Annotated in this window: 21 protein-coding genes, 1 tRNA gene and 1 pseudogene; 14 read left to right on the forward strand and 9 right to left on the reverse strand. The window is 38.5% G+C overall.

Annotation, left to right across the window (positions count from 1 at the left end; genetic code table 11):
* Window positions 1-106: 106 nt before the first annotated feature.
* Window positions 107-1,357 (reverse strand): M16 family metallopeptidase, encoded by a 1,251-nt coding sequence (locus tag DYI03_RS10245; protein WP_025064727.1) that lies wholly within the window; start codon window positions 1,355-1,357, stop codon window positions 107-109.
* Between the two features lie 131 nt (window positions 1,358-1,488).
* Between DYI03_RS10245 and DYI03_RS10250 the strand changes: the two genes are divergently transcribed.
* The 3 genes from DYI03_RS10250 to DYI03_RS10260 are packed head-to-tail and all read left to right on the forward strand — an operon-like array spanning window position 1,489 to window position 4,777.
* Window positions 1,489-2,421: a carbohydrate kinase family protein gene (locus DYI03_RS10250; protein WP_025064728.1), complete on the forward strand. Its 933-nt coding sequence runs from the start codon at window positions 1,489-1,491 to the stop codon at window positions 2,419-2,421.
* 25 nt (window positions 2,422-2,446) lie between these two features.
* Window positions 2,447-3,643, forward strand: a complete 1,197-nt coding sequence (locus tag DYI03_RS10255) for an FprA family A-type flavoprotein (protein WP_021669470.1) — start codon at window positions 2,447-2,449, stop codon at window positions 3,641-3,643.
* A 15-nt stretch (window positions 3,644-3,658) separates the two neighbouring features.
* Complete coding sequence (locus DYI03_RS10260) at window positions 3,659-4,777, forward strand: acyltransferase family protein (RefSeq protein ID WP_244916344.1); 1,119 nt, start codon at window positions 3,659-3,661, stop codon at window positions 4,775-4,777.
* Between the two features lie 212 nt (window positions 4,778-4,989).
* Here the strand turns inward: DYI03_RS10260 and DYI03_RS10265 are convergent, their stop codons facing one another.
* Genes DYI03_RS10265 through DYI03_RS10275 form a run of 3 tightly spaced genes read right to left on the reverse strand, consistent with a single transcriptional unit; the run spans window position 4,990 to window position 7,426 of the window.
* Window positions 4,990-5,832, reverse strand: a complete 843-nt coding sequence (locus DYI03_RS10265) for a CPBP family intramembrane glutamic endopeptidase (protein WP_021669472.1) — start codon at window positions 5,830-5,832, stop codon at window positions 4,990-4,992.
* A gap of 11 nt (window positions 5,833-5,843) precedes the next feature.
* Window positions 5,844-6,791 carry a bifunctional riboflavin kinase/FAD synthetase gene (locus DYI03_RS10270; protein WP_025064729.1) on the reverse strand — a complete coding sequence of 316 codons (948 nt, stop codon included), beginning with the start codon at window positions 6,789-6,791 and terminating at the stop codon, window positions 5,844-5,846.
* 14 nt (window positions 6,792-6,805) lie between these two features.
* Window positions 6,806-7,426 carry an HAD family hydrolase gene (locus tag DYI03_RS10275; protein WP_021669474.1) on the reverse strand — a complete coding sequence of 207 codons (621 nt, stop codon included), beginning with the start codon at window positions 7,424-7,426 and terminating at the stop codon, window positions 6,806-6,808.
* Between the two features lie 264 nt (window positions 7,427-7,690).
* Between DYI03_RS10275 and DYI03_RS10280 the strand changes: the two genes are divergently transcribed.
* From DYI03_RS10280 to DYI03_RS10295, 4 genes are all read left to right on the forward strand, one after another.
* Window positions 7,691-7,764 (forward strand) — tRNA-Ile (locus DYI03_RS10280).
* Window positions 7,765-8,077: 313 nt separating this feature from the next.
* Entirely contained in the window at window positions 8,078-9,301 is a 1,224-nt protein-coding gene (locus DYI03_RS10285) for a site-specific integrase (RefSeq protein ID WP_021668763.1), read from the forward strand.
* A 35-nt stretch (window positions 9,302-9,336) separates the two neighbouring features.
* Entirely contained in the window at window positions 9,337-9,801 is a 465-nt protein-coding gene (locus tag DYI03_RS10290) for a DUF1896 domain-containing protein (RefSeq protein WP_025064730.1), read from the forward strand.
* Window positions 9,802-9,941: 140 nt separating this feature from the next.
* Window positions 9,942-10,289 carry a hypothetical protein gene (locus DYI03_RS10295; protein ID WP_025064731.1) on the forward strand — a complete coding sequence of 116 codons (348 nt, stop codon included), beginning with the start codon at window positions 9,942-9,944 and terminating at the stop codon, window positions 10,287-10,289.
* A 269-nt stretch (window positions 10,290-10,558) separates the two neighbouring features.
* Here DYI03_RS10295 and DYI03_RS10300 read toward each other — a convergent pair whose 3' ends face one another.
* Window positions 10,559-12,682, reverse strand: coding sequence for an ATP-binding protein (locus DYI03_RS10300; RefSeq protein ID WP_021669157.1), 2,124 nt, complete (start codon window positions 12,680-12,682; stop codon window positions 10,559-10,561).
* 517 nt (window positions 12,683-13,199) lie between these two features.
* On the opposite strand from DYI03_RS10300, the gene DYI03_RS10305 reads away from it, so the two are divergent.
* The 5 genes from DYI03_RS10305 to DYI03_RS10325 are packed head-to-tail and all read left to right on the forward strand — an operon-like array spanning window position 13,200 to window position 15,867.
* Window positions 13,200-13,631 (forward strand): hypothetical protein, encoded by a 432-nt coding sequence (locus DYI03_RS10305; protein ID WP_004338071.1) that lies wholly within the window; start codon window positions 13,200-13,202, stop codon window positions 13,629-13,631.
* A 22-nt stretch (window positions 13,632-13,653) separates the two neighbouring features.
* Window positions 13,654-14,073 (forward strand): PcfK-like family protein, encoded by a 420-nt coding sequence (locus DYI03_RS10310; RefSeq protein WP_025064733.1) that lies wholly within the window; start codon window positions 13,654-13,656, stop codon window positions 14,071-14,073.
* Between the two features lie 4 nt (window positions 14,074-14,077).
* On the forward strand, window positions 14,078-15,352 hold the full coding sequence (locus DYI03_RS10315) for a PcfJ domain-containing protein (protein WP_115367940.1): 1,275 nt from the start codon (window positions 14,078-14,080) through the stop codon (window positions 15,350-15,352).
* Between the two features lie 25 nt (window positions 15,353-15,377).
* On the forward strand, window positions 15,378-15,632 hold the full coding sequence (locus DYI03_RS10320; protein ID WP_025064907.1) for a hypothetical protein: 255 nt from the start codon (window positions 15,378-15,380) through the stop codon (window positions 15,630-15,632).
* 4 nt (window positions 15,633-15,636) lie between these two features.
* Window positions 15,637-15,867 carry a hypothetical protein gene (locus DYI03_RS10325; protein ID WP_025064906.1) on the forward strand — a complete coding sequence of 77 codons (231 nt, stop codon included), beginning with the start codon at window positions 15,637-15,639 and terminating at the stop codon, window positions 15,865-15,867.
* A gap of 144 nt (window positions 15,868-16,011) precedes the next feature.
* Here DYI03_RS10325 and DYI03_RS13705 read toward each other — a convergent pair whose 3' ends face one another.
* Together DYI03_RS13705 and DYI03_RS10335 are read right to left on the reverse strand one after the other, a co-directional pair.
* The gene (locus DYI03_RS13705) at window positions 16,012-16,767 is read right to left on the reverse strand and encodes a TIGR02391 family protein (protein WP_231556690.1); all 756 of its coding nucleotides are present in this window, start codon (window positions 16,765-16,767) and stop codon (window positions 16,012-16,014) included.
* A gap of 96 nt (window positions 16,768-16,863) precedes the next feature.
* The gene (locus DYI03_RS10335; RefSeq protein ID WP_021670161.1) at window positions 16,864-17,259 is read right to left on the reverse strand and encodes a hypothetical protein; all 396 of its coding nucleotides are present in this window, start codon (window positions 17,257-17,259) and stop codon (window positions 16,864-16,866) included.
* A gap of 275 nt (window positions 17,260-17,534) precedes the next feature.
* On the opposite strand from DYI03_RS10335, the gene DYI03_RS10340 reads away from it, so the two are divergent.
* Entirely contained in the window at window positions 17,535-19,661 is a 2,127-nt protein-coding gene (locus DYI03_RS10340) for a heavy metal translocating P-type ATPase (RefSeq protein WP_025064835.1), read from the forward strand.
* Between the two features lie 324 nt (window positions 19,662-19,985).
* Here the strand turns inward: DYI03_RS10340 and DYI03_RS10350 are convergent, their stop codons facing one another.
* Both DYI03_RS10350 and DYI03_RS10355 read right to left on the reverse strand, forming a co-directional pair.
* Window positions 19,986-20,465, reverse strand: coding sequence for a Csac_0668 family 2Fe-2S cluster-binding (seleno)protein (locus tag DYI03_RS10350; protein ID WP_000700631.1), 480 nt, complete (start codon window positions 20,463-20,465; stop codon window positions 19,986-19,988).
* 84 nt (window positions 20,466-20,549) lie between these two features.
* A pseudogene (locus tag DYI03_RS10355) lies at window positions 20,550-21,515 on the reverse strand (IS30 family transposase).
* Window positions 21,516-21,666: 151 nt separating this feature from the next.
* Between DYI03_RS10355 and DYI03_RS10360 the strand changes: the two are divergent.
* Window positions 21,667-22,578 carry an IS30 family transposase gene (locus DYI03_RS10360; protein WP_244916345.1) on the forward strand — a complete coding sequence of 304 codons (912 nt, stop codon included), beginning with the start codon at window positions 21,667-21,669 and terminating at the stop codon, window positions 22,576-22,578.
* The last annotated feature ends 7 nt before the right edge of the window (window positions 22,579-22,585 follow it).

Consider the following 22,585-nt stretch of genomic DNA (forward strand, 5'->3'; position numbering starts at 1 on the left):
ATGCGGTGGTAATTTATAGAACCAGCCGTAATATAATGCTTTATATTTATGTGATATTTCGTGCAAATTTACACAAATAATTTAATATCCAAACGTTGAAAGGATATTATTTATAAATGAGCGTAGTAAGTTTTTCTTCCGCAAATAAATCTTTCGCCACTTGCTGAATGTCTCTTGCGGTTATTTTATCAATTTGTTCGAATAAATTTGTAATATCCTTCTCCCAACCATAGTGCAAGAAACTCTTTCCAAAATCGAGCGCAAAACTCTCACGACTGTCGCAAGCAATGCCTATTTGCCCCTTTATTTGGCGTTTGGCAGCCGCTATTTCCTCATCGGTTAAAGGCGTGTTTATGAATCGATTTAACTCCTTTCGTACTAAGGAAATACACCTTTCTACATCTTGAGGGTCGCAACCAAAATAAGTACTCCACATACCTGTTGTGCTAAAGGCTGCAAATGTACTTTCAACCGTGTAAACCAATCCGTTTTTCTCACGCAATGAAAGGTTCAAACGAGCACTCATGCCTGGTCCACCTAACATATTGTTGAGCAAATAAAGGGCAATACGACGTTCATCATGCACAGAATATCCTCGCGTACCCAACATAACATGGGCTTGATGAGTCTTCTTATGAATGGTAATATTAGATGGTTGATAGACAGAATGGATAGGAAACAAAGTCGCCGTAGCATCTTCTGTGTACTTTTTTCCGTCCTTTTCTGCTGACGAAACGTCCTCTGTATGCTTCGTTAGCAAGGCTACAGCTTCATCAAAATCAATATCTCCATAAATAAAAAACACACAATTATTAGGGCGATAATACTTTCCTGTGAAACGTTTTGCATCAGCCGATGTAAAGGAGCGAGCAGTTTTGGCATCGCCCAATATGCTATGCCCCAATGGGTGTCCCTTAAAAATAAGATTTTCAAATTCGTCGTAAATCAATTCGGCAGGACTATCGTTATACGATTCTATCTCATCGCAAATTACTTCCACTTCCTTATCAATTTCGCTTTGTGGATAAACACTGTGAAAAACAATATCAGAAAGCAAATCAACTGCCAACGAAAAATGTTCTTTTAGTATGGTTGAATGGTACACAGTCGTAATCTTTGTGGTGTAAGCATTCAGGTCGCCACCCACATTTTCCAAGCAAGTAATGATGTCAATACTATTTCTTCGTGTCGTACCTTTAAAAGTTGCGTGTTCGCAAAAGTGTGCAATACCCTCTTCTTTTGCCTCTTCCGCAGCCGTTCCTGTATTAATTTCATAGCCACAATAGACTACTGGCGAAGCAGATGGCAGGTGTATGATGCGCAAACCGTTATTGAGCTTTGTTGTATTATATTCCATACTGTGTGCAAAATTACGGATTTTCTTTTTGAAATTTGCCCAATTTGTGGTATATTTGCACATTAAATTACCCTTGAAACCTCGGCAAAAGAGAAAGATTGGTGAAGGGAAGTAATATAAAAGATAATTCCATGCGCAAGATTATAGGAATTGGCGAGACGGTTCTCGACATTATTTTCAAAGACGGACAGCCTATTGGGGCTTATCCTGGAGGCTCAACGTTTAACGCTTTAGTATCGTTAGGGCGTTCAGGGGTAGATACTACCTTTATAAGCGAGGTTGGAAGCGACCGTGTAGGCGACTATATTAAAAGTTTTTTAGAGGAAAATGGTATCAATTCCGACGGAGTTAGTGCGTTCCCAGGGTCTAAATCGCCCATTTCGTTGGCATTTTTGAACGACCAAAACGATGCAGAATACATCTTTTATAAAGACCACCCACACGACCAATTAGACTTTTCTTGTCCTGATATTCAGCCCGATGATATTGTCATCTTCGGCTCTTATTATGCCGTTAATCCCGTTATTCGTCAGCAAGTATTGGGTGTTCTCGAAATGGCGAGGGCAAAAGGTGCTATTATTTACTACGATGTAAACTTCCGTTCATCGCATAAGAACGAAGTAATAAGGGTAAGACCCAACCTTTTAGAGAACCTTGACTACGCTGATATAGTGCGTGGCAGTCGTGAAGACTTCCTCAATTTGTTCAACAAAGAGGAGGCTGACAAGGTTTATAATGCCGAAATTTCGTTCTATTGCAAACACTTTATTTACACCGATGGGGCTAATCCTGTGGAAGTTAGAAGTGTAAATGGATTTAAAAAGCAATACAAGGTAGCTCCAACCGAAACGGTTAGCACAGTGGGGGCAGGCGATAATTTCAATGCAGGATTTATCTTTGGGCTTTTAAAATTAGGCATCAAGCGCAAAGATTTAGCACAAGGGCTTAGCGAAACGCAATGGGACGAGCTTATAAACTTAGCCCAATCTTTTTCAGCCAATTGCTGTAAAGACATTTACAACTATGTTAGCAAAGATTTTGGCGCATCGTTGAAACAATCATAAGGAACAAAAATACTATAAAATAAATATGATAGAAATTTCAAATAAACTCTACTATGTCGGTGTAAACGACCGCAACAAATCGCTTTTTGAAGGTTTATGGCCTTTGCCAAATGGCGTAAGTTACAATTCTTACCTCATTGACGACGAGAAAGTTGTGCTGATTGATACGGTTGAAGTAGACTTTTTTGTGCAATTCATTGAGAATATTCGTGAAGTAATTGGCGACCGTAAGATTGATTACTTAGTTATTCACCACATGGAACCAGACCATTCAGGTGGTTTAGCCTTGTTAAAGCAGTATTATCCTGATATTCAAATCATCGGAAACAAAAAGACTTTCGACTTGATGTCTGGTTTTTATGGTATTAAAGAGAATACCGTAGAAGTGAAAAACGGTGAAGTGATGAAGTTGGGCGAGCATGAATTGCAGTTCTTTATGACTCCTATGATTCACTGGCCAGAAACAATGATGACTATTTACAAGGGAGAAGAAAACGCATTATTCTCTGGTGATGGCTTCGGTTGCTTTGGTGCTTTGAATGGAGGCGTTACCGACCGTGATATAGACACCATGCCTTACAAGTTGGAAATGGTGCGTTATTACTCTAATATCGTGGGTAAATATGGTACACCAGTGCAAAATGCGTTGAAAAAGTTGGCGAATGAAAAGATAGACTATATCTGTTCTACCCACGGACCTGTTTGGAATCAATACGTTAAGGACGTGATTGCGTTGTACGACCAAATGTCTAAGTACGAAACAGAGTCTGGTTTGGTGATTTGTTACGGAACAATGTATGGCAATACCGAGCGTGTAGCCGAACAAATTGCTCGTGCTGCATCGGCTGAAGGTGTGAAAAACATTGTGATGTACAACATTTCTAAGACTCACCACAGCTACATTCTCCGTGATATTTTCCGCTATAAAGGCTTGATTGTGGGCGCACCTACCTACAATAATGGACTTTACCACGAAATGGAAGTGTTGCTTTCTGAAATTGACAACCGTGATATTAAGAACCACTACATCGGTTGGTTTGGTTCGTATGGTTGGGCAAGCAGAGCTGTACACGCTATTGGCGAATGGAACGAAACCCGTGGTCATTTCGAAAAGGTGGGCGAACCTGTTGAAATGCGTCAAGCATTGAGTCCTGAAGTAAAGGAAGAATGCTGGCGATTGGGACGTGAAATGGCTAAAAAATTGTTGGCTGACAAAGCATAAACCATGCGCATACAAATGAACACAACCGACTGCCAAGCGCAGGTCATCAGCTTTTTGCGACTGCCTTTGGTGGTATTGGTCTTGTTTGTTCATTCTAATTTTCACGGCATCTCTACGGCATGGGACGCTCTATGGGTATCAAGTACGAACCACATAGGTCCACAACTCCCAACCTTAGGTGCTATTATCGACTTTTTATCGGGTTCGTTGGCATTGCTGGCGAACCCCTTTTTCTTTTTCATCAGTGGTTTATTGTTCTTTCGGGAAGGCTTATTCACGAAAGAATTGTATATCCATAAGTTGCAACGAAGGGTATTTTCGCTGCTTATTCCCTATTTATTTTGGAATTTAACCTACCTTTTTCTGCTTTCCTTAGGCGAAGGTTTACTTCCTAATTGGACGGCTATTATTGATACTCCTATAGAACAATTTGGCTTCAAAGATTGGCTTTTAGCCTTTTGGGATATTAGTAAAATAAACAATCAAGGTGGACTTACCGCTCCTGTAGTACTTCCGTTTTGGTTCATACGCGATTTAATGGTTTTGTGTGTTGCTACACCATTGATTTATAAACTTATAGATGCAATTGCAAAATTCAAAATACAAGTTGCTGTACTCCTATTCTTAGGTTTACTTTTAGCCTCAAAGTGGGTCGATGACTTGCCAGGATTGAGTTTTCAAGGTTTCCTATTTTTCTCGTTTGGTGCCTATTTTAGCATCAAACAAATCAAGATTACCGAAGTAATGCCTCGCTTCCTATGGTTTGCTCTCTTCTTTGTTATTTTTGCATGGCAGCAAGAATTTATGAATATTGCCTACGCTGGGCTCATCATCTTTGTTGTTTCCATTACAACACGCTACTTGAACCATCGCCAAAGTCAAGGAAAAATAACACAACCTATTCCCGAAATTCTTACGAATGCCACATTCTTCGTTTTTGCTTTCCACACAATTGTGCAAGGAGGTATCATCTTCTTGTTCAAACAGGGCATTCTTTCGCCTCACAACGCTTTGGAAGGCGCAGTGCTTTATCTACTTTCCCCGCTTACAATGCTTATCGTTAGCGTAGCCATTCATTACGTTCTTGATAAACTATCGCCCCGCATCATGACCATTTTTTGTGGTGGACGTTAAAGCCAATCCTACAACTTTCATTTTTCATTTTACAGAACAGATTTTGCAAATAGCCTATTTTCGAATGCAAAACAGGCTCTTTTGCATTTAAAAGTAGAAATAAAAAACGAGCGTACCCCAAATGAAGTACGCTCGCTGCCTCCGAATTTGAAATTATCTTCCCCATTGGAGGACTTGTTATTGCACTAAAACATGCGGTGTTCTGTGCAATTTTATGGGTTGCCGTCTGCCCGTTTCATTCTCATAGAAAGTTGGAAAATAGCAGGGATAAAGATGCAGAGTGAGAAAAATAAACCGCCATACATCATGCGCTCGTCGCCGTGGAAGAAATCAATGAGCTTTCCGTCCGACATATCGGGGAGCAAATTAAACGTAATGTAGGCTATCGAATTGTTTACCCAATGCAAAACAATGCCAGGAAGAACGCTGCGAGTACGCATATAAAGCCACCCCAAGGCAATTCCACCAATGAAAGCATGTGTGCCTTGCGCAACATTGCCATGAATAACTGCAAAAATCAAAGCAGAAATCACAATAGCTATCCAACGTTTTTGATGACCAAAAGTCTCCAAAAGTACACGCAACAAAGCACCACGGAATACAATTTCTTCTGTTATAGGTGCTAAAATACCGAGAATTAAATAGCCAAGTGGCTGCCTCATGATGCCCGAAAACAACTCTACCATATTGTCTGACATTTCAAGTTGTATCCTTTCGTAGATAAATTCAGCTGGTAAAATGAAACCAATGGATAGCATTGCTGCCCAAAAGAAAACACCCCAAGGCTTCGATTGTAAATAAGTACGCGATATGGGCGTCCATTTTAGCTTTACAAAGAGTAAGATTGCAGCTATACTAAACAATAAATTACTGATTATCAACACTTCTGAAAATTTTCCGTTGGACAATCCTGCCGCAATAACAGAGAAGGAAATTCCTTTCAAAAAAGAGTAAATAAGAATTGAAAGCAACTGAAATGTAGTTTGAATAACAATAAATGTTGAAACGTAAAGGGCTGCTTGCAAAATGCTTTTAAGGATATTTTTTTGTTCCATTATTGCTGAATTTAATTGTTATTTATAGCGTTCAAAATGCTGATTACCTGAGTTTTATCTTCATGTAATTGGGCTATCAAGGCTTCGATACTATCAAATTTTACGTCATCACGCAAACGTTTCACAAATGAAACAGACAGCATGCTGCCATACAAGTCGCCTTCGAAATCAAAAATATTCACTTCTATAGTTTGGTTTTTACCATTAAATGTGGGGCGAGTACCAATATCCAGCATGCCGCCATAAGTAGTTTCGTCATTTTCAAGCACCACTTTTACAGCATAAACGCCTGTTGGCGGCAACAATTTTTCACTGCTATCAACCTCAATATTAGCGGTTGGAAAACCCAATTTACGCCCATTTTGAAAGCCATTTACCACCTTCCCTTTTATAATATAAGGTGTACCCAAACATTTTTGAGCTGCTTCCATGTCGCCACGCTCTACCAATCTGCGCACAACCGACGAACTTACATTCATATCGCCAAGCGTTAAGGCTGAACTTTGCATCACCTCCATACCGATTTCCTGACCATAAGCAACATAATCTTCGAAAGTTTCAGAACGATTATGACCGAAACGATTGTCGTAACCCATTATCAATTTCTTCACATTTAATTGGTTTTTCAACACCGTTTCCATGAAAATGCGAGCAGAAAGTTGTGCAAAATTCTTATCAAAATGTATCACTACGACATTATCCACCCGAGTTTGTTGGAGTTTTGTCAACTTTTCATCAAGCGTAGAAAGCATTTTAGGCTGATAATCGCTTTGAAGAACTTGACGAGGGTGACGGTCGAAAGTGATAACCGTTGCTTCTAAATCGCTTTGTTGAGCCATATCGGCAAGCTTATTGAGCAGAAATTGATGACCAAGATGCACTCCGTCGAAAAAGCCTATCGTTGCTATCGAAGGATTCATATCCAAGTCTTCGCCATGTTTTAAGTATCTAACTTTCATCTCTTTGCAGGTTTTCACGATTTAAAATCTAACGCCAACCAATCGTTAACATTTACATTATGGAAAGTTTTGATGCCCAACGAAGCAGCAGATTGACAATTTTCAGCTGAATCATCAATAAAAATAGTCTCTTCAGCTCGTATATTTGCTGCGCTTAAAACTTCAGAAAAAATCTCTAATGAAGGCTTTTTTAAGTGCATTTCGTACGATAAAAATACTTGCTGGAAATAATCTTTGACACCAAAATGAAGATAAGGGAAGAAATCGTTGGCACACTTTTGCCAATGCATATCGTTCGTATTAGAAAGTAAAAAAACATTGTGAGAAGCATTCAATGCCAACAAACGTTGTTTCTTTTCCACCGAAACACCCACCAACATCTCATTCCATGCCCATAAAATCTGCGCATCAGTAGCCTCATTTTTACCCAATTTACGCACTCGATTGTAAAATTCAGCCACATCTACATGACCTAATTCAGTATCAAGAAATAAACTTTCGGCAGTTCCGTCAGCTATAATTTCCGCAATATCCGTACCTCCTATTTCCTGAAAAGCACGAATACAGCGTTGGAAATCTAAATCAACCAACACATTTCCTAAGTCGAAGATTATATTTTTAACACTTTCTATCATCACAATTTCGCTGAATTCAACTCCAATTGAATATTTAATTGCACTTCATTTTGGAAGTTACAATGCTGCAAAGGATTATTTTATTCCATAAACACGAAACTAAAAATCCGAATTCTTACTCGCATAATCTTTGCAAAGATACATCAATTCCCCCGCATTTTCCCCTTGAACACCGCAAAATGTGTTAAAACGATAAAAAATATCCCTCATAACTGCTCGATTTTCCACTTATTTCATTATCTTTGCACCCGAATTAAAAAATCAGGACTTGTAGCTCAGTTGGTTAGAGCAACAGACTCATAATCTGGAGGTCCCTGGTTCAAGCCCAGGCTGGTCCACAAAGAGGTTTCAAGAGGACGTCAAACAACACGTCATTTTAGCCTTCAAAACAAGGATAATCGCTGTAAAATCGAGGTTTTACAGCGATTTTTTTGTTTTTATCCATATCCGTTTGACAGCCAAACCATACCTTTTGATAGTCATCATTCGGTCATTTTCTGCTACAGAAACTGCTACACAAAAGCAGGCTCTCAAAAAAATGTAGCAGTGAATGGAAAATGACTACCTAATTGACGGCATACAAATATCTCGTTTTCAACAATTTATGTTGAACTTTGTAGCCAAGAAAGCTACACTAAAAAATGATGCGTTATGAAAACGACTTTCAAGGTGTCCTACTACCTACGTTCCAACTACGAGAACAAAGAAGGAAAATCGCCTGTAATGCTCCGAATGTATCTCGGAGGCGAAATGGCTAATCTTGGATCCACTAAAATTTTCGTGGATAAATCTAAATGGAGCAACAAAACCAGCAGAATGATTGGTAGAACGGCTGAAGCTCTCTCCGTCAATGCATCAATAGATGCAATGACAACAACTTTGATGCAGATCTATAGGAAATATGAAACCTCTGAAAGCTTGTCCTTAGATCTTATCAGGTCAGTGTTTCTTGGAACAGATAAGGAATTTACAACTTTTCTCCCTGTCTTTGATAAATATATTGACTCCATCACGCAACAAGTTGGCAAGACGCTGACAAAGGGAACGTTTTATAAGTACAAGGTGGTGAGGCAGAACTTTCAAAGCTTCCTACAGGCAAAATATCACCGCAGGGACATTGGGTTGTCAGAACTAACAAGTGCTGTTGTCCAAGACTTTGAATTGTATCTGACCTCAGTTGTAGGCGGGGCACATAATACTACCACCAAGAAATTGAGAAACTTGAAGACGGTCGTGAACTATGCGAGGAACAGAGGACTTATTATGCATGATCCGTTTGCAAACCACAAACTACACTACGAGTTGGTAGATCGTGGTTATCTCACAGAAGAAGAGGTTCTCCGTATTATGAAGAAACACTTTGACATAGAAAGACTGGAGTTAGTAAAGAATATTTTTATTTTTTCCTGCTTCACAGGATTAGCCTACATTGACGTATATAATCTTACCTACGATAAGATTGTTACTGTCGAAGACAGACAGTGGCTTATCACCAAGAGGTATAAGACAAGCGTAGATGAAAACGTCATGTTACTGGACATTCCACTTGCCATTATAAGAAGGTACTACGACATCAATAGAAAAGGGGGGAAAGTCTTTCCTATGTTGAGCAACCAGCGTATCAACTCATATTTGAAAGAAATTGCCGACCTTTGTGGCATAAAAAAGAATCTGACCTTCCACATGGCAAGGCATACTTTCGCCACTATGTCTATATCCAAAGGGGTACCAATGGAGTCTGTATCAAAGATGCTTGGACATACAAATATCAGAATAACTCAGATTTATGCACGAATAACAAACAAGAAAGTTGAACGTGACATGGAAGAACTGGCTGGAAAGCTCAGTAAGTTTAATACAGCCATGGGCATATAATATATTAATGTATAACCCTAAAATGATAGACGATTATGGAAACAAAGAAAGAATTATCTTACTTCCGATTGAAATTAGAGAATTATCTTAGTGAGCATTTCTCCGAAATGCTGAGTGACAAACCATTCATAACGGCAAGAGCCGACGAAGCACTTACCTCCTACTGCGATGCTGTGGCACAAGGCTTCTCGCATCCCGAAGCTGAGACAATGGCAAGTGAAGTCTTATACCAAGGTTTGCACTTTTCCAAGTATGACACGCTTGTATCTGTCTTAGAGAATGAGTTCGAGAAAGAACTCCCTTCTCCTCTTCCTGAAAGACTAACACCAATGCTTCTGAAGAATAAGGCTGTGCAACGCGTTTTTGACAAGTATGAACTGACGAACGACTTTGGGGCGAGTCCAGATTATGAGAAACTCTACACTGAACTGACAGGAACAATCGTTCTGCTCATTGAGGTCAATGGTCTGCCAACGATAGGCGGTGAGAATATGACTTGATACAGCACCATCGGAAGCTTTTGTAGTGTCAAGAGCCAAGATAAACGCTCCGCTCCACACGCCAAGAGTTTGCACCAACACTTGTCTTTGTGTAGTCTGCGCATCTTGTAACTGCTCTTGAACTATTAAAAGCTCCGATTATGAATAAAATCATCATGAATCAAGACGTTCACACTCCTGCTTTCATCACGGCAGACGCATCGAATAAAACTGAAAATATCAAGCAGCAGCCGACTTCTCCCAAGCAAGTCCGTCGCTTCGGTTGGACACGCTTCATCGAACTAGCCACCCTGCTTTCCGTCATCATCGGTGCAGTTCTCCTACTATCTAGACTTCTGACACCGCAAGTCATAACGGGAGCTTCAGTCATTGTCGGATTTCTTATTCTTCGCTTTATTGTCAGAGTTATTCTACAAATAACCTTTACGCTGCTAAGTTACCTGTTCTGGGCAGCTGTCATTGCGGCAGTTCTACTCTGTGTGCTATGAGAGTATGCATTATATTCTTAAAATAACGGTATACTGACAGTATGAGCAGTCTTTATTTGTCCCTTTTCGACCAAAAATAGAAACCTATAGATAATGCAATAAATCCTAATATTAGATATAACGCAAACTGCCACATTTTGTCAAGTAGGGCAAATACACCAGAAGCTAACAAGGACAATCCAAGAGTCCAGGAATAGCCAGCAATGTTTTTATTAGGAGATTTGTGATCCATAATGTGTAACTTAAATTTCTAAAATATCTTTTATGGCTTATTTGAATAAAGGGGATATAAATGCACTATTTCGTAATTCTGCTCTTTCTAACAAAGAGGAATACTTTAAAACTTCAAAATACATAGTTCCTTTTTCTCGATGTTTACCACCATTAATCTTCTGATCTGGTATATAAAGATAATCCAGATAATCCGATTCAATAAATGAGGGATTCCTGTTTATAACGGCGTCAAAGTCAAAGTCTTCACCTATTAGATAAGCATAGAAATTTGTAATTTCAAATTTATCCTTTGAGTATTGGCGTATTAGTCCTGCATAATCTATTACTTGGTCAAGATATTTGGTGACATCAGCCTCTGTACTTTTCAGTTCTATAATAATACATTTATGTTCCTGTGGAAAAAGGAGAATGTCTGTACGTTTGCCTAATTGATCCCTATTGTATCGTTTTAGTTTCGCAAGTTCGCTTCCAGTTAAATCTTCTCTTAAAAAAGATTCTCCTTGAATTTTTACATTTCGCAGCTCACCTTCTGAAATACCATTATAATGGATAAAATCTTCATTAAGTATCCACAGATTACTTTCTATAGGATCTGTTGAATGCCGTGTGAAAAGTAGATTATGAATTAACTTTTCATTTTGTTGACGCTTGCTAATTTTATTATTGGTCTGAACCTCCAACTGTTTTTTAAGGATAAACTTTAATATAGATAACGCAGCTTTTCTGCTTGAAATATAATTTGTAATATCTGCTCGATTCTTCTGAGGTATTAATTTTGATAACTCTTTAATCTTTTTGTTGAAATTTTGCCTGTAATTGTTAGCAGTAGTGTCAAGGGTTTTAAGAGAATCAATAACAGACTTCATTCTAGCTTCTTTCTTAGCAGCGACTTCTGCATTATATTCTTTATAACGCTTTAAGAAAGCTGCGATATTCTCACCATATTTATAACCTACTTCCTTTATAATATTCCTATCAAGTGCAAATAATTCAATTATTTCTTCTAATTCCTTATCATATTCTTCTTTTATTTTTCTAATCTGAGGATAAAACGTTGTGATTTTTGAAACGATATGTTCTTCTATCTCATCTATAAAAATATGAGGTTCAGATATTTCAAAAGCGTCATTTTGGCGAATAAAATCTTTTTTTGTTTTTAAATGTAGTTTTCCTCGTAGATCACCATCTTGCTCTGTTAAGAATGTACTTGAAACAAGACACAACATGTATTTCCCTTTTATTTTAGAAGATTTATCAATAAAAGATAAATCTAAACCACTAACCTCTACAGTTTCATCCTTACTCGTTAACTTTATCTCATTTTTCCTTTGTATAGTTGTTGGAAGTAAGTACGAATTTATTTGGAAAGATTCTCTTTCTTGTTGTCTCTCAAATTTTTTAGTATCCTTATTATATAGTAAATATTCCAATTTAAAGGATTCTTGGTAATCTGCGGCAGGAATGTCGCTGCCACATATAACTTGATCACTTTCAGAATCATGAACATTATTGATATAATTTTCAATTTTTATAGTTTGAAGATGATCTTTGTTTAAGCAAAAGCGACTTAAATAATGTAGTAGAATTTTTCTACGTAGTTCTTCTGTTGTTAATTCTTCGTATTTTTGTCTATCTATATCAGATTTGGGAAAATAGAAAGTAATACTTGTTCCTAAAAAGTTGTTAGATTCAGACTCTGCCATATCACTCATCCATATTACAGAATTTTCTTTACTGTAAAAATCTGTAGAAAGGACAATCCTACGATTTCTTAAAACTCCATTATCATTGTAGGAACTATAGATATCTGTTTTGCCAAAGAAATGCAAATATTGTATCCTTCCTGTACCTAGATTATTACAGTTTTTTGACTCATCATATATATTTCTTAATCTTTTGAAGTTCTTATCATCAAAACCAACACCTGTGTCAGTAATTTCTATAGAATTAAAAGTCAACTTATTCTCTAATAGAGTTTTAGACCTTTTTATTCTTATTGTGATAATATCATTTTCTCCATTTGTCGCTTCAAGCGCATTACTGATAGCTTCAAATAAAGGTTGTAAATAGGAAGGATGCTTCTTTATATGTCTACGCATAAGTGACACATAACTAATATCTTGCTGAATAAAAGTTCCATTTACAAGTTCTTTGTACATAATACAAATCTTTATAATAATATAGATGTTTGATACAAAGTTAAAAAAAAAAATGATAATAGCATAAATTTTTTCACCTTAGTATGTTTTTTAACTAAAGATTTATTTTAATAGTATTATATTACGATAATTAGAGGCTTTTATCTGCACCATACGTGTGTTATTTGTAAACTTTAATATATAAAGTCTAAAGACAAACTGATATTCTATGACGATATTTTGGGTTAGACAACTTTTTATGTTGTTGCACTTTCGCTTCTGAAGTCCATCCATTCCACTTCGATACGTGTGCCACGGCTCGGTGCTGGTTTCCTTTTTATCCGCAAAGGTAGTAAGGGACTACGGCTTGCACAAGGTCCAGTGCCTTGCGGTTTTCATGGAAAATCTCCACACCTCAGCTACGCTCTGGGTAGTATTTTCCTGAAAAACCTTGTGCCAGCTACGCCCCCTACCTTTTTATTGCTACAAAAAGGAATCAGCATACTCCGATCTTTGGACGCAAAAAAAAAATGTCGCTATGGATAAGCAAAAGGTAAATACAACATCTTCGATGAACAGCAAAGGATATAGCTCCTCCTCTCATTACCGCATTAACCCTGTGGCTGAAAAAAGTGAGCAAGTGTTGGCAATTAAGTTTGTACAATGGGACGTTCCCCCTTTGGAGAACCTTTGTAACAGCAAAGTATATCTCCTACGTATGAAACTCAATCGTGGCGAGTGTATGAGCCGTGAAGAAAAGAATTGGCTATGTGAAGCGGTGAACTCTAATACCTATTTCCGCACAGCCGTTCCCCTGCAAGGCTATCGCTTTGACTTCTTTGATGTACTGAAGAAATATCTTGTCAATCAGTACGGACAATGGACAGAGTATTACGCACCCGACAGAACAAGCCTAAGAGCCTACCTATATGGACGTATCAATCAGATAGTGGAAATTCCCAAGTATTAACAACATCAAAACATATACGACAATGAAAGGAACAGAACATTTCACACGGACAATAGCCGAGTATCTCAATCAGCGTGCTATGACAGACCCCTTGTTTGCCCCCAACTTGATGAAACCTAACAAGAATATCGAGGAGTGCATCACCTACATTCTTAATGAAGTGCAGAAAAGCGGTTGCAACGGCTTTGATGATGATGAAATCTTCTCTATGGCTGTTCACTACTACGATGAGGACGATATAGAGGTCGGCAAGGCTGTTTCTTGCCAAGTTGCCGTTAATCACGTTGTGGAACTAACGGAGGAAGAAAAAGTCGAAGCAAGGCAGGAAGCCATTAAGCAATATCAGCGTGAGGAACTTGCCAAGTTACAGAGTCGTAACGCACGAGTTAAAAAGACCGAGAATGTAGCAACCCATGTACAACCATCACTATTCGATTTTTAAGCCTATGAAACCGAGAAACAAATTTGAAAAGGCAGTTTTGGAACAAAGCAAGTATCTTTGCCCGATAACCAAGACACAAAGTAAGTGGGCATTCCGTGAGTGCATAGACCACTTCGCCTACCGCTTGCCAAAAGGTCGCACCACTTGTATGGATTGTGGGCATAGTTGGGTAATGAACAAACATAGAGAAACTTGCACTTGCCCTCATTGCAGGGCAAAGTTGCAGGTCAAGGAAACATTCCAAAGGAAATTGCAGCAGAAGCACTATTTCACGACACTTACCGCTTGCGGAGAATACCAAGTGTTGCGGATGTTCCTCCTCGTGGCTGAAATGGAGAAAGGTTGCAAGGCTGGACACTATGTGCTTGAAATCGGTCAGTATTGGTGGAACGCACAAGGACGAAAGACGATTGTTGCCGTTCAGAGAGTATTGGGAAGATACGTTGATACATTCTCCTATTGTACACCTATGGCAATCCGCAACGACAACGAAGCCTACCGATACGCAGCCTATTCGCAGATATATCCGAAGTTCAAGGCATCAGACACACTTCGCAGAAATGGTTTCAAGGATGACTTTCACAATATACCCCCGACGACACTCATTCCTGCCTTGCTTTCTGACAGCCGTGCCGAAACATTGATAAAGTCGGGACGTACAGACCACCTACGCTATTTTCTTGGCAAAAGAAGAGCGTTTGACGAGTATTGGCAGTCCTACAAAATTGCAGTCCGTAACGGCTATGAGATGGCAGATATTTCCCTTTGGTGCGATTATGTGGATATGCTCAGCTGCTTGGGCAAGGACATACACAGCCCGAAGTTTCTTTGCCCCACCAACCTCAAAGCCGAACACGACCGCAGACAGGAGGAACTCAATAGACAAAGGGAAAGGGAGGAGATAACCAAAAAACAGCAGAAGGCAATGGAAGACGAAAAACGTTTCAAGGAACTCAAATCCAAATTCTTCGGTATCCATTTCACGGACGGCACAATCCAAGTCCACGTATTGGAGAGCGTGCGTGAACATTTGGAGGAGGGAGCGACCATGCACCATTGCGTATTCTCCAACGAATATTATCTTAAAGAGGACTCACTAATCCTGTCGGCAACCATTGAGGGCAAGCGGATAGAAACAATAGAGGTATCACTGAAATCATTTGAGGTGGTGCAAAGTCGTGGAGTGTGCAACAAGAATACCGAGTACCACGAACAGATAGTAAACCTTGTCAATGCCAATCGTAGGCTAATCAGCCAGCGGATGCAAGCTACTGCATAAAACAAACAATTAAATAGACACAGATATGAAAACAGAGATTGAAAACATTATCTATAACAGTGCGGACGAGATACCACACATACTCATCAGGGTTATCAACGCAATAACCCTATCCGACAACAAAGAGGAGTTAAGGTCGGCTATCAACCAAATAGCCGAAGAAACAGAACTTGACAAGTTCTTTGCATACGGCTATGGTGCACATCACTTTTGGCTCAAACACCGCAGATTGTCAAATGGAGAGCCAAAGGAATATAGATTATTAAAAGTTGAATTTTAAGATTATGAAGAAGAAAGTTTACAGAGTACGGACGCAATACATCTTCGATGGAGTGTTTGATGTGGTTGCGGAGAACAAAGAAGACGCACGGCAGAAAGTCCTGCAAAATTGTGGGTTGGTTATGGGTAGCAGCATTCACAGCACACTTCCCGATGAGGAAATCAATTGGGCTTTCTCCACACACCCCGAAGTAAAGACGGGACGGATAATCGTTCAAAAAGAGCACACAACGTAAAGCGGTCGGCAGATTTGCCGACCGCTCCTTTCTTTCGTGAGCTTCGGGCGGACAAAGAAAGGAGCAAAGAAACCCCAACAAAAAATACCTCGTTACTTTTGGCAGCGAGTTGAGACGGCTCAAAAGTAACAAAAAGCCAAATAACTAATATCCTGTCTTATATGTTATATCTAATTTGTTATGAATTATGGAAGCAACGACTAAAACCTCTATCATGGCTGATAATTGTGTATCCTCTGTCATTCTTGGAGTATGAGCTTTTGGATTACGATACATACTAAAAAAACCTTTTATAAAATTGCTAAACCCTTTATGTTCACTTTCCTCTGAAGGAGTTCTCAATGTATTAAAAGCCATAATTTTCTGTTGTTCGGGGAGCATTGTTTTTTCTTTTATTAAATCCATAAGGGATTTGAGCCTATTAACAGGACCTATACTTGATAAAATTCTTACGATATCTACATTTTTGTCAATTAATCTAAACAATCCTCTTATTCCTGTTTGGGTTAAATTTAAAAGCATCTTTTCATTATATTCTTGGGCATCTTTAGAAACTCCATAACAATTTCCTAAATAAGATAATAAAACTGCTTTTAAATAGGTGTTTAAGGATGCAATTGGAATTTCATATCCTAAGGTATCAAGTTCTTTGGCAAAATTTGGTTCATTATAAAAATTGTTCCATTCATAATGAGCATCTATGAGAAACTGAGCGTGTTTCTTAAAAATAACTTCTTTATAAGATTCTGGTATATAAGAAACACCATTAACTAGTTTTAAAAAGCTTAGTGCTTCATTAGCTCCATCTTTCCCTTTAACTTCTCGCAGAGATGCAAACTTAACAGCTATACTACTTTTTACATCTTCAGAAACAATATTCCATAATGATGGAGCAATCAATTTTACATTGTATTTTAAATTTGCATTACAATCAGGTTTGATATAATTTGAAAACAAATTATGTAAAATAGGACCATGAATTTTTGACGACTGATTTTATATAATAGCACATATCTCCTCACCTTTCTCAAGTTTTTCTGATGACAAATTTTCTATGAGGTCTTTAATTTGCAATCCTGGAGCTGGTAGATCGTATGTAAGAACATACTTTATGCAATTCTTGATAAAATTAAATGTCTCTATCTTATCTAATGCACCCATAGGAAAATGAGCTGTTGAGAAATTATTCCGTATTTCTCGACACTGTTCAAGATAGAAATGGGCCTCATGTGGAATGATGCCGAGAGAAAAAGTACCAGAGATAATTTGATAATCTTTTACTTCTCTTAAGTCTTCAATTGTTTTTAATTTTTTACCCTCCCAATTAATCGCACTGGAGAAATATTCAATACCATAGGAAATAATTTTACGGTACAAATCATAAATTGCCAAATTCCAAATATAATTTATTGCGGCATCATTTAAGCCGAAAGGGACGCCACAGATCGTTTCTGTGCAAAGTCGGATTTTGCCAAACGAGAGAATATATGTACCTTTGCATATGAGTTGGCACCTAACCCGTTTCGGGTGTGTACACTCTCAGGTCTTAATCCAATGACCGGTATACAGTCCCAGTAATATTCAATCAACTGTGTACTTTTTTCAGGAATCGCATAGACAATGCAAATGTCATTTACATCATTATTAAGTATAAGGAGGAATTTAAAATGAACAATTACAACAAACATTTATCCCACAGTCACCATAATCATGGCGACATGGATCATTCAAAACATGAGCACGTAAGCACGGAAGAACATGGAGGCTATAAGGATCAACATCAAGAACATCATGCTGGGCATGATCACAGCGGGCACAGTGGGCATGACCACAGCGGGCATAGTGGGCATGACCACCATCATCACGGTAACTTTAAGGAACTTTTCTTAAAGTCATTGCCACTAGGAATCATTATTATGCTCTTATCCCCTATGGCTGGGTTTGACCTACCATTCCAGTTTACTTTTCCATATTCTGATATTGTAGTAGCTATTTTATCTACTATATTAATTATTTATGGTGGACGTCCATTCTATCAAGGGGCAGTTGACGAATTTAAACAAAAAGAACCTGGAATGATGGCTCTCGTTTCTTTAGGTTTAAGTGTTTCATATTTATATAGTATTTATACTGTAATAGCAAGCTACGTAACAGGTGAACAAATTATGGATTTTTTCTTTGAATTTGCTTCATTACTATTAATCATGTTATTAGGTCACTGGATTGAGATGAAAGCTATTGGAGAAGCAGGAGATGCACAAGAAGAACTGGCTAAGCTAGTACCAAAAGATGCTCATGTAGTATTAGATGACGATTCAATAGAAACACGACCAGTTGCTGACTTAAAGGTAGGTGATTTAATTCGAGTTCAAGCTGGAGAAAATGTGCCAGCAGATGGAACTATCGAGCGTGGCGAATCACGTTTAAATGAAGCTCTTCTAACTGGAGAATCAAAAGCAGTTAAAAAAGGTCCTGGCGATGAAGTAATCGGAGGCTCAACAAATGGAGAAGGGGTTCTTTATATTAAAGTGAATGAGACAGGTGATCAATCCTTTATATCTCAAGTTCAGAATTTAATCAGCCAAGCTCAAAGTCAGCCTTCCAGAGCAGAAAATATTGCTCAAAAGGTTGCAGGATGGCTCTTCTATATTGCTGTTATTGTCTCGCTAATTGCTTTTGTAACATGGATGGTTATAGAAGATGTGCCAACGGCAGTTATATTTACTACTACTACATTAGTTATTGCTTGTCCTCACGCTTTGGGTCTAGCTATTCCATTGGTCACCGCTCGTAGTACAAGCTTAGGGGCAAGTCGTGGCTTACTAGTAAAAGACCGCCAAGCCTTAGAAATAGCTCAAGATGCAGATGTGATGATTTTAGATAAGACAGGTACTTTAACAACTGGTGAGTTTAAAGTATTAGACGTTGAACTTTTTAATAACAAATATAATAAAGAGGAAATCATTGCCTTACTGGCAGGTATTGAAGGAGGATCTAGCCACCCGATTGCTCAATCAATTATAAGCTTCGCTAAGCAGCAAGGTATAAGTCCAGTATCTTTTGATTCAATTGATGTGATTTCCGGTGCTGGCGTAGAAGGCAAAGCCAAGGGCCATAGTTACCAATTAATCAGCCAAAAAGCATATGGACGTAATCTGGATATGGATATTCCAAAAGGAGCAACTCTCAGTGTCTTAGTAGAAAACGATGATGCTATTGGTGCTGTAGCTTTAGGTGATGAATTAAAACCAACGAGCAAAGAGTTAATTAAAGCTCTTAAAAAGAACAATATAGAGCCGATTATGGCAACAGGTGATAATGAAAAAGCAGCTCAAGGCGCGGCAGAAGATTTAGAGATTGAATATAGATCAAATCAATCTCCACAAGACAAATATGAGTTAGTAAAAACACTTAAAGAAGAAGGAAAGAAAGTTATCATGGTAGGTGACGGTGTCAATGATGCTCCTTCTCTTGCCTTGGCAGATGTTGGTATAGCTGTAGGCGCTGGAACCCAAGTGGCGTTGGATTCAGCTGATGTCATCTTGACTCAATCTGATCCAGGAGATATTGAATCATTTATTGAATTAGCACACAAGACAACTCGTAAAATGAAACAAAATCTCTTTTGGGGAGCTGGTTATAACATTATAGCTATCCCTCTAGCTGCAGGAATTTTGGCTCCTATTGGTATCACATTAAGCCCTGCATTAGGAGCAATTCTAATGTCTGTGTCAACAGTCATCGTCGCCATTAATGCTATTTTATTAAGTTTAGATCCAAAAAATAACGGTTAACAGATCGAATAATTGAAACTCCTTAAAGTATCAAGATACAATAGTTTTACAGGAGAAAAAGAGATGTAAGTACTGGCTCTTTGTAAAATCGTGTTGGTAGAAGTAGACGATTTTTCTACCAACACGATTTTTAATTTATTATAAAACTGATTTCTTTTAAAATCCTATAAGCCATTGATTTTATAAGTTTTATAGCTTGTTATTCTATTTTCTTGACATCAATACTACAGTCTCAACCCCTATGGTTATGGGGAACATATCCACGCTCGTAGATGGAAACATATCAAAGATTGGCTCTCGTTTGTAGGAACATATCGACTGTAATTATTTCATTTTCAAGCCTTTATCGATAGCTTCCTGAATAATCTTATGACAACAAACTCCCAACGGATTGTTTTCTTTACAATTAGAATTTTTCATTGCCCCAGTGATGGCATTTACTTCTTTTACGGATTTCGCGCCATGCTTTACAACTGCTTCAATTACCTGATTTTCTGTGACTTCGCTACAATAACAAGCATACTTAGGATCTGCATCTTTCTTAAACCAGATAGGAACTCTAACTTGGTCTTTCAAGAATTTTATTTCATTATCTAAGTTATAGTAAACAACGTCGCAGTCCTCGTTCATGCAAATCTTATATTGATCTCCGTTAACAGCATTACGATAATCATCTACCACTAGATGTTCAACAGTTACTTTACTAACGGAAATCCCTTCATTATTACATACAGGACAATTGTCTTTAATTTGATCCGGCTTTTCTGTTTTGCATCCACAACAACATTCATTATTAATCTTCATATTCTTAGCCTCCATATTTTCATTATAATTTCTTTTTTAAACTAGGTAAAACCAATTTTGTAGAGTCCAACAGCAAATGCAAATTTATGGAAAGTTTTCGAAGAATTTGTATTTAGGGGTATCAAAATTTAATTTTTCTCTTGGTCTTCTGTTTATTTTCTTTTGTATTTCCATTATTTTTCGGTCAGAGAAATCGTTGAAGTTTGCCTTTTTTGGTATGTACCTTCTAATGAGTTTATTTGCGTTCTCTACAGCACCTTTCTGCCAGGAGGAGTAAGAATCGGTGAAGTAAACCACCACCGGATTTCTTCCATTCATGCTGAGCCGCCTTGTTATTTCCTCGTGTGCGGCAAACTCACATCCATTGTCAGTGGTAATGGTAAGCAGTGATTCCCTATATGGAAAGAGCAATTTTGCCACGGTCTTTGCCGTTGGTAACGCCTTCCGTCCCTGCGGCAGTCTTTCCATGAGAATGTAGTTAGTCGAGCGTTCCGTTAAGGTAACAATGGCATGACCGTACGAGTCGACGATAGTGTCCAGTTCCCAGTCTCCGAAGCGCGTGCCGTCAGCCTGCATTGGTCTCTGGTGTATGCTTATACGGTTAGGGATATTGGTAGCCTTCGTAGGACGCAACGCCTTGCTCCTCTTTGTGTATTTGAGCCTATGTGGCATATGTGAAGCAAGTTTTCCGGTGGTGTCTGCATGGACGTGGTTGTAGATGGTCTGCTTCACGATGTGAATACCCTCACGTCTGAGCACGCCTGCAATTTAGCTGGGAGACCAGTCCTCATCCTCTATCATGCGGTCAACACGCCACCATAAGTCCTCAGGCTTGCGGTGATTGCCTTTAAAGCCGTGCTTGCGGGCTTCGCACTTGGATTGTGCATACTTCCACACATACGTGCCGTCTGGCTTGGAGTTTCGCCTGATTTCACGGATGACCGTTGAGCAGGACACTTCGATTTCCCTTGCTATACGGGATTTGCTCCATTTCCTTTGAAGTCCAAGATAGATTTCGTATCTTTGTGCTTCGATTAGTTGATTTGACATAGCAATACAAAATTAATTAATCTTAGGGAGATTTCGGTCTCCCTTTTTTTATTTGTATTGCTGATTGTTTCTTTACCTCGCCGAGAGATGCAGACAACCTCTCGCTACGCTTCGAGAACGTCTGCATCTCTCGGCGAGGGGTACTCTTTTATTGCACTTCGATTTTGAATCTGCAACACCAAAAAGTGAAATAGCAGAGTTAATCGGGGTAGACCGTAGTACGGTTTATCGTGAAATAAAACGCAATAGTGGTAAACAAGGTAAATATAATGCGGAGACAGCCCAAGCTAATGCTGTCTATCGAAAGCATCGTAATCCTGGCAACCATACTATAAAGAAAGAAGTATGGAAGGAAGTAATCCGTTTATTGGTAGAAGAACAATGGTCTCCCGAACAAATCTCTAACGTATTGAGAAAAAGAGAGATGAAGATTTCTTATGAAACTATTTACAAGCTAATCCGCAAGGATAAAAGAAATGGAGGCTGCCTTTATAAGTACTGTCGATACAGGCTAAAACACAGAAACAGACCTGTTGGGGGTAAGCGTACAACAATCCTAAACAGGACGTCTATTGCTGAACGACCAAAAGAAGCTGACGGGACAAGATTTGGCGACTGGGAATTGGATACTATTGTTGGAAAAGGAAACAAAGGAGTTATCGTTACGCTCGTAGAGAGGCAGACGAACTATATCCTCATAAGAAAGTCGAACAAAGGAAAGGATGCGGACGAGGTTGCAGATATAGTTGTAAAACTATTGATGCCATTTAAGGATACCCTCAAAAGTATAACTACAGACAATGGCACAGAGTTTGCAAATCACCAGTATATTACAAAGAAATTAGGCGTTACGGTCTATTTTGCCGACCCACATTCGCCGTGGCAGAAACCGCTCATTGAAAATCAAAATGCATTAATAAGGCAATTCATACCAAAGGGAACAGATTTTGACAACATAACACATCAACAAAATGCAAAAATACAATATAAAATTAACACAAGACCAAGAAAAAAATTGGATTATAAGACACCACAAGAATGCTTTTACGGCAATATAGTGTAAATTTGCA

The organism is Prevotella disiens (assembly GCF_900454955.1).
GTDB classification, from domain to species: domain Bacteria; phylum Bacteroidota; class Bacteroidia; order Bacteroidales; family Bacteroidaceae; genus Prevotella; species Prevotella disiens.